The sequence below is a fragment of the Sphingomonas sp. genome, from assembly GCF_040398505.1.
GTDB lineage: Bacteria > Pseudomonadota > Alphaproteobacteria > Sphingomonadales > Sphingomonadaceae > Sphingomonas.
Genome location: NZ_JBBATX010000065.1, coordinates 1 through 11861, shown reverse-complemented (window position 1 = coordinate 11861; position 11861 = coordinate 1). Strand labels below are relative to the sequence as shown.

The window sequence follows — 11861 nt, the reverse complement described above, 5'->3', positions numbered from 1 at the left end:
ACCCGGTGTCGATCATCGTGCCGTGCCACCGTGCGCAGCGCACCGACGGGACGCTCGGCGGCTACGCTTACGGGATCGATCGCAAAGTGGCGCTCAGGACGCGCGAAGGGGTCAAATGACATGACCTATGTCCTTCGCGGGCTCGATCCGATACCGTTTGCAGCCTTGTTCGGGCTCCCCGATGCGGCACTCGCCGAGCGTCAGGTCGTCCGCCGCTTCGCCGACGCGAAGCCGGGCTTTCCCTGCCGCGTAACGCTGGAGGATGCCGAGCCGGGCGAGGCTTTGCTGCTGCTCAATTACGAGCATCTGCCGGTCGCGTCGCCCTACCGCGCGAGCCATGCGATCTATGTCAGGGAAGGCGCGGCGGCGGCGGCGGTGTATGAAGATCGCATTCCCGAACAGCTCAGCCGACGCTTGCTGTCGGTGCGCGCGTTCGACGCTGCCGGGATGATGGTTGAGGCCGATGTGATCGACGGTGTCGCGCTGGACGCCCTGACGCGCGATTGGCTCGGTCGTCCGCAGGTCGCCTATCTGCACGTCCATAATGCGAAGCCCGGCTGTTTCGCGGCGCGGATCGACCGCGACTGAGCGGTTGCCAAGCGACCCTCGCGTGTTACGGGTATGGCACAGCAGGGGGATCATGATGCTACCAACCGAACCGAATACGCCGCCGAACAGCAAAGTCTGGCGGGTGATCCACTTCCCACTCGTGCTGCTGGTGATCGGGTTCGTGTTCGTGATGGCAGGCAATGTGACCGCCGCTGTGCTCGCGCGCATCGTCCCGCCGCTGCACAACAATCCGGTCGAAATGCTGCAAGCCGCCGCCTTTGCGGCGCTGGTCGCCGGTGCCTATGTCGCCTTCGTCCGTCTGATCGAACGACGCCCGGTGTCCGAATTCGGCGCTAAGGGTTGGGCGGGCGAGCTTGGCGTCGGCTTGCTGCTCGGCGTCGCGCTCTTCTCGGTCGTGATCGGGATCATCGCCTTGCTCGGCGGCTATCGCGTGATTGGCTATGGATCGTTCGCGGTGCTGTACCCGTCGGTCGCATTGTCGATCTTTTCGGGCGTCGGCGAGGAGATCGTGCTGCGCGGGCTGTTCTTCCGGCTGATCGAGCGCTGGCTCGGCAGCTGGATCGCGCTGGCTTTGTCGGCAGCGTTGTTCGGGGTGCTCCACCTTGGCAATCCCAACGCCACGTTGTTCGCCGGGTTCGCCATCGCGCTTGAGGCCGGGGTGATGCTGGCGGCGCTGTATATGGTGACGCGGCGGCTGTGGGCAGCGATCGGGCTGCACGCCGCGTGGAACTTCGCGCAAGGCGGAATTTACGGCGTCGCGGTCTCCGGCTTCGAGGAGAAGGGCTTGCTCCGCCCCGATATGCGCGGGCCCGAATGGCTGACCGGCGGGGCGTTCGGCGCAGAGGCATCGCTTGTCGCGCTGATCGTCAACGTCGCGTTCGGCATCGCCCTGCTCGCCATCGCCTACCGCCGCGGCAAGATCGTCGCGCCGTTCTGGGCGCGGCGCTGACCCTATTCCGCCGCCGTACAGGCATAGACGATCCGTTCATTCGGCCGCGCCGGTAGCGCGGTGCGGATCGCCGCTTGCTGCGTCGCCAGATTGGCGCGCCCTGCCTCGTCGGGCGAACAGGCCTTGAGCTTCACGGTCGAGCGGATCTTGCGCAAATCGTCCATTTGCTCCGCGCTCAGAAAATAGCGCGCATTGGTATAGCCGCGCGTTGCCGGATCGAATTGCAGCACCGACACGGTCTGCTCCTCCGACGGGACAAGAATGCGGTCCCATTTGCTGCCATTTTCAGCATATTGCGCGCGGCCGTTCATGCAGCCGGCCTCGCCCCAATCGATCGTCACGTCCTGTGTGGTGGACGATACGACGCGGCTGCGTTCGGGCACGAAACGGCACAGCATCTTGCCGAGCGGCGCGGTCGAGGAGACGGGCGGCGCGGACGGCTGGCGCGCGGCGGCAACGGCTTCGGGCAGGACGGGCGCGCCGGTCGGGCGCAGCACGAACAGCACGATCGCGCCCGCCATCACCAGCGCGCCCAACACCCACGCCCAGATCGCCTCGCGCCGCAGCGCCTGCGCATCGAGCAAGCCGCCGGTCCCCACCGCCATCGCGCCGAGCACGAGGAGCAGCACCGCCAGCCCCATGATATTCTCGCGGTGGCGGTCGGCCGCGTCGCGTGCAGCGACGCGTGCGGCCTCACGCGCCAGCACGGCCTTGCTCGCCGCCTCACGCTTGGTCGCATCGACCAGGGCGGAGGCCTCCGCATCGGCGGCCTGATCGATCTTTTCGATGTCGGCGATGCTGGTGCACGGGGTGCCGATCGCGACATAGGCCTGTTTGGCCTTGTTCAGGAACGCGGCCACTTCGGTGTTGGCGATGGCGAAGGCGAAACTCGAATCCCCCTCGTCGCCGCGCGTGATCGCCGAATTGATCCCGACCACGCGCCCGCACGGATCGAGCAACGGCCCGCCCGAATTGCCGCGCGCAATCTGTGCGGTGTGGAGCAGCACGTCGGTGCCGGTCATTTGCCGCCGCCCCGAAAACACGCCTTCGGAGCGGATCGGCGCGAGCGGATGGATATAGTCCGCCGCCGATTTCGCGGTCGCCAGATCAACATTGCCGGGATAGCCGAGCGCCGTCACCATACTGCCCTCCTCGATCGGCCCGGTATAGAGCGCGACGGTCGGCAGGCGCGTGCCGGTGAATTCGATCAGCGCAAGATCGTGCGCGACATCGACCGCGATCACGCGGCCCTGATAGCTTTTGCTGCCCTCCGACGGCACGATCCCGACCACGACATTGCCGGGATATTTGGCGAGCAGTTCGACGACATGCGCATTGGTGACGATCCGGTTGGGCGCGACCGCGACGCCGCTGCCATGGCCGAAGCCGACGACTTCATCATCGACGATCGCGATCGTCACGACGCGCACGACGCCGCGCCCGGTCGCCGAGATATCGTCGGCGCGGGCGGGCGCCGAGAGGCCAACGGTGCAGGCCAACGTTAGCGCCAAGAGCCAGCGGACTAGCGGCATCATGGTTTTTTGGGTCCGGCAGGCCCATCGCTGGAACCCTTGCCACTTGCCGACCCAGCCTTCGCATCGCTTGGTGCCTCGGGTTTGTCGAGCAAGGCCAAAGCAGCGGCGGAACCCTTTTCGTCGAGCATTGCGAGCACTTGCTGGATCCGGTCGCCGCCGCTGCCATGCGCACTGTACGCCAGCGGCACGATCGCGCGGCGCGCTTCCGCCGCATTGCCCTGCTGCAGATAGACGCGCCCGGCCTGCATCCGCAGCCCGAGATCGTAGGGTGCCAGCGCATAGGCGTAGAGCAAGGCGGCATTGGCATTCCTGGTTGGTGCCTGGTCGGCATCGACGAAGCTCTCGTAGAACAAGGTCAAGGGCAGCGGATCTTCGGTGTCGACCTTGTTGGCGGCGAGGAACCAGTGGCGCACCGCGGTCCAGGTGGCAGCGTCGGTTTTCTTGGCGGCGCGCGCCGTCGCCGCCAGCGCCATGCCCTTGTAGAGCATCGCGTGCATCGATGTGGGCGCGGCAGCCAGCGCGCGGTCCGCCGCCGCTTCGGCTGCGGCGTAATTGCCGGCATCATATTCGGCCTCGGCCAAAACGTTCTGCGCCGCCGCATCCTGTGGATAGGGTGCGGCAAGGCGCCGCGCGAGCACCACGACGGCTTGCGCTTGCTTGCGCCCGACCCCAGCGGCGGAGCGGATGCGCGCGGGCATCACCGCTGCCTCCGCCGGGGTGAGCGCGCGCACCGTCGTTTCGCCCACCACGAGCGCGGACCCGGTCAGCGTGCGCGCGGGCAAGCGCGGTTGCCCGGCATATTTGTCGAGCACGCGATCGAGCTTGTCGACGTCCTTCAATGCGAGCCTCGCCTCGGCGATCGGCTTTCCGGTGTTGATCGCGGCGATATAGGCATCGAGCTGGCCGACGCGGCTCGGTTCAAACGTCAGATAATGCGTCAGCAGCCAGCCGCGCCCGTACAGCACGTCGGTCTGCTCTTCGTTCAGGCGACCGGGATTGGGGCTGAGCACGCGCTCCATCGGCAACATGTCGGCGTTGAAAATGCCAAAGGCGCGATATTGCGGCGCGGCACCCAGCGTGATCCCGCCATCGTCGCGGAAGATTGCGGTTGCATTGAATTCGGCAAACCCCTCGACGAACCAGGCGGGGAAGGCCGCGTTGGTCCAATTGCTCAGCATGAAGTGGTGCGTGTATTCATGCAGCAGGATTTGTTGCGCGTTCAAATCGGTCTTGGCGGTGCCCGACTGGCGCGGCACAAACGCCACGGCATGCGCGCGGGCTTCGTAAAAGCCCGCGACGTTTTCCTGGCCGCGCACGAGTTTTTGCACGTCGTCGGTATCGTCGACGACATAGACCGTCAGGCGTGTCTCCGGGCTGATCGGCTCATCGGGCATCCCGCGCTGGACGCGCAGCGCCTTGTCAAAGCGTTCGAGCCTGGTCGTGAAGGCGCGCACCCGCTCGGGCTTGTCGTTTGAATAGAGCACGAAATGGCGCGAACTCGCTTCCTGCCATTCGGCAAGCGCGGCGCTCGGCATCAGGCATGCGCAGAGAAGCAAGGCTTTGCGAAACATCGGTGTCAGTCCTCTCGCGCCAATCGTACGGGGGGTTAGGCCGGGTCGCAAGCGCGGTACCATCCTCTGTTCACACGAAACTGTACGGATCGACATCGACCACCACGCGCACCTTGGCGGGCCAGTCGAGGCTGCCCAGCCAATCGCGGATCACGTCCTGCACGTCGAGCCCACGCTTGGCATGGACCAGCAGGCGGTAGCGGTGGCGTCCGCGCAGCATCGCCAGCGGGGCAGGGGCCGGGCCGTAGACTTCCATCGTCCCGTCGATCGCGTATTGGCTCGGCGCGGCGCGGCCGATCTGGCGCGCGGTCTCGAGCGCGGCGGGCTGATCCTCGCTCGACACCACGATCCCGGCAAAGCGCCCGAAGGGCGGCGCGCCGGCCTCGCGGCGATGCTCGGTTTCGGCGGCGTAGAACGCCTCGGCATCGCCCGACACCAGCGCCTTCATCACCGCCGCATCGGGGCTGTGCGTCTGGATATAGACATGGCCGGGTTTCGCCCCGCGCCCGGCGCGCCCCGCCACCTGCATGATCTGCTGGAAGGTCCGCTCGCTCGCGCGCAGATCGCCGCCGTCGAGGCCGAGATCGGCGTCGATCACGCCGACCAAAGTCAGATTGGGGAAGTGATAGCCCTTGGTGACGAGCTGCGTGCCGACGACGATGTCGATATCGTGCGCCTCCATCCGCGCGACGAACTCGGCGGCCTTGGCGGGGGACCACATCGTGTCCGACGTGACGACCGCGATCTTGGCATCGGGGAAGAGTGCGGTAACTTCGTCGGCGATGCGTTCGACCCCGGGGCCGACCGCTGCCAGCGTGTCCTCATTCTGGCATTCGGGGCAGACCTTGGGCACCGGTTCGGTATGGCCGCAATGGTGGCAAGCGAGGCGGCGGACGAGGCGGTGCTCGACCATCCACGCGGTGCAATTGGGGCATTGGAAGCGGTGGCCGCAAGTGCGGCATAGCGTTAGCGGGGCATAGCCGCGGCGGTTGAGGAACAGCAGCACCTGTTCGCGCCGCGCCAGCGTCTCGGTCATCGCCGTCAGCAAGCGCGGCGCGATCCAGCGACCGCGTTCTGGCGGTTCGGCGATCAGGTCGATCGCGGCGATGCTCGGCATTTCGGCGGCGCCCCAGCGGCCGGGCAATTTAACCTCGGCGTAGCGGCCGAGTGCCACTTGCTGGCGCGTTTCGATCGCGGGCGTGGCGGAGGCGAGGATCACCGGGATCGCCTCGAACTTGCCGCGCATCACCGCGACGTCGCGCGCGTGGTAATGGACGCCTTCTTCCTGCTTGAAGCTCGTCTCATGCGCTTCGTCGACGACGATCAGGCCGAGGTTTGCGTAGGGGAGGTACAGCGCCGAGCGCGCGCCGACCGTCACCAGCGCTTGCCCGCTGGCGATGCCGCGCCACGCGCGGCGGCGCTGCGACTGGCGCAAGCCCGAATGCCATGCGACCGGCGCAACCCCGAAGCGCGCGGCGAAGCGTTTGAGGAAGGGCTCGGTCAGCGCGATTTCGGGGAGCAGGACGAGGCACTGCCGGTTCTCGCGGATCGCCGCTGCGACCGCCTCGAAATAGACTTCGGTCTTGCCCGAGCCGGTGACGCCGTCGAGCAGGGTGGGGGCGAAGGCGCGCGCGGTGACGTCGGCGACGAGCGTGGCGGAGGCGGCGCGTTGGTCGGGGGAGAGCGCGGGGGCGGCGAAATCGGGATCGGGGGTGGCGAAGGGGCTGTCGATATCGACTTCGACCGCTTCGAGGGCGCCGACCTTGACGAGACCGCGGATCACCGCGTCGGACACCTCGCCAAGCGCGGCGAGCTCGCGGATAAGCCCCTGAAAGCTGACGATCTTTTCGAGCGCCTGTTCGCGTTGCGGGGTCAGGCGGTCTGGCACCTCTCCGGTCGCGCGATATTCGGTGATCGTCTTGCTGCCCTCGAGCGCCGAGGTCGAGGACAAGGCCATCCGCACCACCGCGGCGGGCGCGGCGAGATAATAATCGGCGGTCCATTCGATCAGGCGGCGCAAAGGGGCGGCGAGCGGCGGTACCGGGAGGACTCCGACGAGGTTGCGCAAGCGATTGTCGCCGACCTCGGCATCCGACGGCATCCGCTCGGGCTCCCAGACCACGCCGAGCAATTGCCGGGGGCCGAGCGGGGCGATCACCACCGAGCCCGGCTCGACGCTCATGCCGTGCGGCACGCGGTAATCGAGCGGGCCAAGCGCAGAATTGAGGACGAGGACGCGGGCGCGGGACATGGAGTGCATATGGCGGGTCGCGGGGGCGGGGTGAAGGGGGGCGTCGTTTCGCCCCTCCCCTGAAGGGGAGGGGCTTACCGGAGGCGGGCGTTGCGCTACACCACCCGCAATGTCCGACCTCCCCCGCCTCTACGCCGACCACCTGGCGCGCGACCGGCGGCGGTCGGTGCATACCGTGCGTGCTTATGAGGCGACTGCGACGCGGCTGTGTGGCTTCCTCAGCCAGCATTGGGGCGAAGCGATCGATCGTGCCGCGCTGGCCAGGACCGACACCGCCGATCTGCGCGCTTTCCTCGCGCTCCGCCGCAGCGAGGGCCTCGGCAATGCCTCGGCTGCGCGCGAATTGTCGGCGGTGCGCGGGTTTCTGGCCTTTGCCGCTGGCGAAGGTGCAACGCCGCGGTTGAAGGGGCCGCGCGTGAAGAAGGGTGTGCCGCGCCCGGTTTCGCCCGATGAGGCGGTCGCGCTGGCTGAGGATGTCGCCGAGGATGCGACCGAACCGTGGATCGGCGCGCGCGACCTTGCGGTGTTGCTCTTGCTCTATGGCGCGGGCTTGCGCGTGGCCGAGGCGCTGTCGCTGACCGGCGCGGTGCTGCCGCTCGGCGCGACGCTGAGCGTGCGCGGCAAGCGCGACAAGACGCGGGTCGTGCCGCTGCTGCCGCAAGTGCGCGAGGCGGTCGAGGCCTATGTCCGCCTGAACCCTTATGGCACCGCGCGCGATGCGCCGATCTTTCGCGGCGCCAAAGGCGGGCCGCTCAGTCCGCGGCTGGTGCGCCGCGCGGTGCAGCACGCGCGGGTGCGGCTGGGCCTGCCCGATCGCACCACGCCGCACGCGCTGCGGCATTCGTTCGCGACGCATCTGCTGGGGCGCGGGGCCGATTTGCGTGCGCTGCAGGAGTTGCTCGGCCATGCGAGCCTGAGTTCGACGCAGATCTATACGCAAGTCGATGCGGCGCATTTGCTCGACGTGTACCGCAACGCGCATCCGCGGGCGTGACGGGTCGGCACCCGGAGGCGATCCGGGTGCCGAACGGTCTTAGGCCAGCGCCTCGACCAAGGCGGTCGCCGCCGCGCCCGACGATGCCGGGTTCTGCCCGGTGATCAGCAGGCCGTCACGCACGACATGCACGCCCCAATCGCCGGTCTTCGAAAAGATCCCGCCCTTCTGCGTCAGCATGTCTTCGACCAGGAAGGGCACGACATCGGTCAGCCCGACCGCCGCTTCCTCGGTATTGGTGAAGCCGGTCACCTTCTTGCCCGAGACCAGCGGCGTGCCGTCGGCGGCCTGCACATGGCGCAGCACGCCCGGCGCGTGGCAGACGAGTGCGACGGGCTTGCCCGCAGCGATCGCGCCTTCGATCAGCGCGCGCGACGTGGCATCCTCGGCAAGATCCCACAGCGGACCATGCCCGCCGGGATAGAAGATCGCGTCGAAATCTGCGAGCTTGACCGAATCGAGCCGGACGGTGCTCGCGAGCTGGGCGGTGGCCTCGGCATCCGCCTCGAAACGGCGCGTATCGTCGGTCTTGGCGCTTTCGTCGGCGCTCTTGGGGTCGAGCGGCGGCTGGCCACCCTTGGGCGAGGCGAGCGTCAGGTCGGCCCCGGCGGCCTTCAACACATAATAGGGCGCGGCCAGCTCTTCGAGCCAGAAGCCGGTCTTGGCGCCGGTGTCACCGAGTTGGTCGTGCGAGGTCAGGACGATCAGAATTTTCATAGTAGCTGCTCCAGCGGTCATCCCCCCGCGACTGCCGTCAGATAGGGATGGCGCCGCGCGGTTTCCACCGCAGCAACCGCCAGACATAGCCAATCACGATCGCGACGGTCAGGGCAATCGCCGCCGGGCCGATAAACGCGTCGAGTTCGCGGAAATTGCTGTCGAGATAATAGCCGGCATAGGCCAGGCCGGTGTTCCAGATCGCCGAACCCGCCGCCGTCCACAGCAGAAAGCGTGCATTTGGCATCCGCGCCATGCCAGCGGGCAGCGAGACCATCGTGCGGAAGGCGGGCATGAAGCGGAACACGAACACGACCCACTGCCCACGCCGCAGAAAAAAGCGTTCGAGCTGCAGCACATGCTCCCAATCGAGCGTCAGCCACCGGCCATAGCGATCGACGAACGGGCGCAGCCGATAATAGCCGAAGCGCCACCCGATCGCATACCAGAAGTAATTGCCGACCAAGGTGCCCACCGTTCCGGCGAGGACGAGCGGGAGCATCGCCATCTGCCCGCGCGCCACCGCGATCCCGCCCAGCCCCATAATGACTTCGGACGGGATGGGCGGGAAGACATTTTCCAGCACCATCAACAGGAAAATACCGAAATAGCCGCCCCAGGCGGTGAGATCGAGGATGAAGTCGGTCATTCTTTCTTCCCCCCTCCCGCTTGCGGGAGGGGCTGTCGCTTAACGGACCTCTCGTCCGGCACTGCCCTCCCCCAGCCCCTCCCGCAAGCGGGAGGGGAGCAAGAAGAGGTCGGAGGGTTCACGCCGCGACCTTGCGTTCGATCGCGTCCCAGATCATCCCCGCGACATCGGTCCCGTCGAACGTCTCGATCGCGACGATGCCGGTGGGCGAGGTGACGTTGATTTCGGTCAGCCATTCGCCGCCGATCACGTCGATCCCGACGAACAGCAGCCCGCGCGTCTTGAGCTCCGGCCCGAGCACCGCGCAAATCTCGCGCTCCTTCGCGGTCAGCTCGGTCGCGACCGCCGAGCCGCCGACCGCGAGGTTGGAGCGGATTTCGCCTTCGCCGGGCAAGCGGTTGATCGCGCCCGCCACTTCGCCATCGACCAGCACGATGCGCTTGTCGCCCTTCGCCACGGCGGGGAGGAACGCCTGGATCATATGCGGCTCGCGCCACATCGTGTTGAACACCTCGATCAGCGCCGACAGGTTCGCGCCGTCGGACCCGACCTTGAAGATCGCCTTGCCGCCATTGCCGTGGAGCGGCTTGACGACGATTTCGCCGTGGCGGGCGAGGAAGGCGCGCGCTTCGTCGAGGCTGCGCGTGACGAGCGTCGGCGGCATGAATTGCGGGTAATCGAGCACGAACACCTTTTCGGGCGCGTTGCGAACGCTGGCCGGGTCGTTCACCACCAGCGTTTTGTGCGCGATCCGCTCCAGCAAGTGGGTCGCGGTGATGTAGCCGAGGTCGAAGGGCGGGTCCTGCCGCATCAGGATCACGTCGGCCTCGTCGCCGAGATCGAGCTGGACGGGGTCGCCGAAGCGGTAATGATCGCCGGCGACGCGCTGCACCGTGACCGGATCGGCCTTCGCCCAGACGCGGCCGTCGGCATAATTGAGGTCCTCGGCGGTGTAGTGGAACAGGTTGTGGCCACGCGCCTGCGCCGCCAGCATCAGCGCGAAAGTCGAATCGCCCGCGATGTTGATATGCGCGATCCGGTCCATCTGGACGGCGACGGTGAGGGACATGCACATTCTCCATTCCGCCCGTCACCCCGGCCTTGTGCCGGGGTCCACCGAGCGGCAAGCGGTAACGCTTGATCGTTCAAGGGCGGGATGTGCGACACGGTGGACCCCGGCACAAGGCCGGGGTGACGATTTCCTTATGGCACCCACGCATTTTCGATATGCCGTGGCCTGACCCCAGGCGCGATCAGGATCACATCCACGCGAATGTCGTCGCCGGGGTCGGCATAGCTCGGCATCAGATATTCCGCCGCCGCCGCAACGCGCGACAGGCGGCGCTCGTCGATCGCGAAATCGAGCTCGGCGGCGGTCTTGCGTAGCTTGACCTCGACAAAGGCGACGAGCGTGTCCTTCTTCGCCACCAGATCGACCTCTCCGGCGGGCGTGCGCACGCGCCGCGCGACGATGCGCCAGCCTTTCAGTCGCAACCACCACCCGGCGAGTCGTTCACCGCGGCGGCCGGAGGCTTCGGCGGCTTGGCGCTTGGGATTCCCCTCCCGCTTGCGGGAGGGGCTAGGGGAGGGGCTGTTGCGACGAGGCACCGCCCTGACATCCCCTCCCCCAACCCCTCCGGCAAGCGGGAGGGGAGTAACAGGGGCTTAAAGTCGCACAGAGTCGCACCATCGACGGGTGTGTTCGGCGGTTCGAGTGCCGCTAAAGTCACACGAGTCGCACCATCGGCGCCGTTTTTCGAGCGCGCGGTTGGCGAGCGGTTCGACGGTTTGAAAGAGCGGATGGCGAGGCTGACAGATTGGGGGTGCGTAGGACAGCGGGAAGGTGTGGGATTGGTGGGTAGCCAGTGTTGCTGCATAATCCTCCCCCGCCAGGGGGAAGTGTCGCCAAAGGCGACGGAGGGGGAGGTCGGCGATGCGCTTGGAAGGGTCACCCGGCGGGAAACGAAACGCCAAGAAGCTCCGGCATGAGATGACCCCGCCCGAGATCGCGCTCTGGCTCGCACTCCGTCAAAACGCCGAAGAGCTGCGTTTCCGCAAGCAGCATGGGGTCGGGGACTATGTCTTGGATTTCTATTGCGCGCCTGCACGCCTCGCCATTGAGGTGGACGGGGAGGCGCATGGCCGGGGCGATCGGCCGGCACGCGATGCGCGGCGCGATTTGGAGTTGACCGCGCGAGGGCTGCTCGTCGTTCGGTATCCGGCGAGCGATGTGCTGCGCGATTTGGAAAGCGTTGCGCGCCAGATCATCGCGGTCGCGATTGAGCGACGGAGACCGTTTCAGGGCTGATCGCTGACCTCCCCCTCCGTCGCCTTCGGCGCCACCTCCCCCTGGCGGGGGAGGATTTTCGAGGCGTCAGCGAACTTCGCCAACCCCCTTTATCTCCAACGCCCGCGCGTACAGCGCTTTGCGATCCACCCCCAGCGCCTTGGCCACTTCGCTCGCCGCTTGGCCGGTCGAGAGCCGCGTCAGCGCCTCGGCGAGCGCGGCGTCGGCGTCCGCCGCGCTTGCCGCTTCCGGGGCGCCGGGTGGGGCGATGACCAATACGATTTCGCCCTTGGGCGGCGCGTCGGCGTAGCGGGCGGCGAGATCGGACAGCGTGCCTG

12 protein-coding genes and 1 pseudogene are annotated in these 11861 nt (G+C 67.3%); 5 read left to right on the top strand and 8 right to left on the bottom strand.

Going from position 1 to position 11861, the window contains the following annotated elements:
• The 3 genes from ABWP09_RS09430 to ABWP09_RS09420 form a co-directional block, all read left to right on the top strand.
• Positions 1 to 119, top strand: a 119-nt coding sequence (locus ABWP09_RS09430; protein ID WP_353204897.1) for an MGMT family protein, incomplete at its 5' end; no start/stop codon positions are given.
• Between the two features lies 1 nt (position 120).
• Complete coding sequence (locus tag ABWP09_RS09425; protein WP_353204890.1) at positions 121 to 588, top strand: DUF1203 domain-containing protein; 468 nt, start codon at positions 121 to 123, stop codon at positions 586 to 588.
• 55 nt (positions 589 to 643) lie between these two features.
• Positions 644 to 1519 carry a CPBP family intramembrane glutamic endopeptidase gene (locus ABWP09_RS09420; protein WP_353204889.1) on the top strand — a complete coding sequence of 292 codons (876 nt, stop codon included), beginning with the start codon at positions 644 to 646 and terminating at the stop codon, positions 1517 to 1519.
• Positions 1520 to 1521: 2 nt separating this feature from the next.
• Here ABWP09_RS09420 and ABWP09_RS09415 read toward each other — a convergent pair whose 3' ends face one another.
• The 3 genes from ABWP09_RS09415 to ABWP09_RS09405 all read right to left on the bottom strand — a co-directional run bounded on the left by ABWP09_RS09415 (position 1522) and on the right by ABWP09_RS09405 (position 6885).
• Entirely contained in the window at positions 1522 to 3054 is a 1533-nt protein-coding gene (locus ABWP09_RS09415; protein ID WP_502959784.1) for a S1C family serine protease, read from the bottom strand.
• Entirely contained in the window at positions 3051 to 4625 is a 1575-nt protein-coding gene (locus tag ABWP09_RS09410; RefSeq protein ID WP_353204888.1) for a hypothetical protein, read from the bottom strand. The genes ABWP09_RS09415 and ABWP09_RS09410 overlap by 4 nt, the downstream gene beginning before the upstream one ends.
• A gap of 70 nt (positions 4626 to 4695) precedes the next feature.
• A complete protein-coding gene (locus ABWP09_RS09405; RefSeq protein WP_353204887.1) occupies positions 4696 to 6885 on the bottom strand; it encodes a primosomal protein N' in 2190 nt (729 codons plus the stop codon).
• 100 nt (positions 6886 to 6985) lie between these two features.
• Here ABWP09_RS09405 and ABWP09_RS09400 point away from each other — a divergent pair, with 100 nt between their 5' ends.
• Positions 6986 to 7870 carry a tyrosine recombinase XerC gene (locus ABWP09_RS09400; protein WP_353204886.1) on the top strand — a complete coding sequence of 295 codons (885 nt, stop codon included), beginning with the start codon at positions 6986 to 6988 and terminating at the stop codon, positions 7868 to 7870.
• A gap of 39 nt (positions 7871 to 7909) precedes the next feature.
• On the opposite strand, the gene ABWP09_RS09395 is transcribed toward ABWP09_RS09400, so the two are convergent.
• The 4 genes from ABWP09_RS09395 to ABWP09_RS09380 all read right to left on the bottom strand — a co-directional run bounded on the left by ABWP09_RS09395 (position 7910) and on the right by ABWP09_RS09380 (position 10844).
• The gene (locus tag ABWP09_RS09395; RefSeq protein ID WP_353204885.1) at positions 7910 to 8587 is read right to left on the bottom strand and encodes a type 1 glutamine amidotransferase domain-containing protein; all 678 of its coding nucleotides are present in this window, start codon (positions 8585 to 8587) and stop codon (positions 7910 to 7912) included.
• Positions 8588 to 8624: 37 nt separating this feature from the next.
• Complete coding sequence (locus ABWP09_RS09390; protein WP_353204884.1) at positions 8625 to 9236, bottom strand: DedA family protein; 612 nt, start codon at positions 9234 to 9236, stop codon at positions 8625 to 8627.
• Between the two features lie 118 nt (positions 9237 to 9354).
• The gene (gene gshB / locus ABWP09_RS09385) at positions 9355 to 10305 is read right to left on the bottom strand and encodes a glutathione synthase (RefSeq protein ID WP_353204883.1); all 951 of its coding nucleotides are present in this window, start codon (positions 10303 to 10305) and stop codon (positions 9355 to 9357) included.
• Positions 10306 to 10439: 134 nt separating this feature from the next.
• Entirely contained in the window at positions 10440 to 10844 is a 405-nt protein-coding gene (locus ABWP09_RS09380) for a YraN family protein (protein WP_353204882.1), read from the bottom strand.
• Positions 10845 to 11169: 325 nt separating this feature from the next.
• Here ABWP09_RS09380 and ABWP09_RS09375 point away from each other — a divergent pair, with 325 nt between their 5' ends.
• On the top strand, positions 11170 to 11544 hold the full coding sequence (locus ABWP09_RS09375; RefSeq protein ID WP_353204881.1) for an endonuclease domain-containing protein: 375 nt from the start codon (positions 11170 to 11172) through the stop codon (positions 11542 to 11544).
• Positions 11545 to 11610: 66 nt separating this feature from the next.
• Here the strand turns inward: ABWP09_RS09375 and ABWP09_RS09370 are convergent.
• Positions 11611 to 11861, bottom strand: a pseudogene (locus ABWP09_RS09370) (rRNA (cytidine-2'-O-)-methyltransferase); the annotation flags it as partial.

Excerpts from the sequence above, each read along its gene's own strand:
- ABWP09_RS09405 (WP_353204887.1), bottom strand. The coding sequence starts at position 6,885 with ATGCACTCCATGTCCCGCGCCCGCGTCCTCGTCCTCAATTCTGCGCTT.
- ABWP09_RS09410 (WP_353204888.1), bottom strand. The coding sequence starts at position 4,625 with ATGTTTCGCAAAGCCTTGCTTCTCTGCGCATGCCTGATGCCGAGCGCC.
- ABWP09_RS09390 (WP_353204884.1), bottom strand. The coding sequence starts at position 9,236 with ATGACCGACTTCATCCTCGATCTCACCGCCTGGGGCGGCTATTTCGGT.
- ABWP09_RS09400 (WP_353204886.1), top strand. The coding sequence starts at position 6,986 with ATGTCCGACCTCCCCCGCCTCTACGCCGACCACCTGGCGCGCGACCGG.
- ABWP09_RS09425 (WP_353204890.1), top strand. The coding sequence starts at position 121 with ATGACCTATGTCCTTCGCGGGCTCGATCCGATACCGTTTGCAGCCTTG.
- gshB (WP_353204883.1), bottom strand. The coding sequence starts at position 10,305 with ATGTCCCTCACCGTCGCCGTCCAGATGGACCGGATCGCGCATATCAAC.
- ABWP09_RS09395 (WP_353204885.1), bottom strand. The coding sequence starts at position 8,587 with ATGAAAATTCTGATCGTCCTGACCTCGCACGACCAACTCGGTGACACC.
- ABWP09_RS09375 (WP_353204881.1), top strand. The coding sequence starts at position 11,170 with ATGCGCTTGGAAGGGTCACCCGGCGGGAAACGAAACGCCAAGAAGCTC.
- ABWP09_RS09415 (WP_502959784.1), bottom strand. The coding sequence starts at position 3,054 with ATGATGCCGCTAGTCCGCTGGCTCTTGGCGCTAACGTTGGCCTGCACC.
- ABWP09_RS09420 (WP_353204889.1), top strand. The coding sequence starts at position 644 with ATGCTACCAACCGAACCGAATACGCCGCCGAACAGCAAAGTCTGGCGG.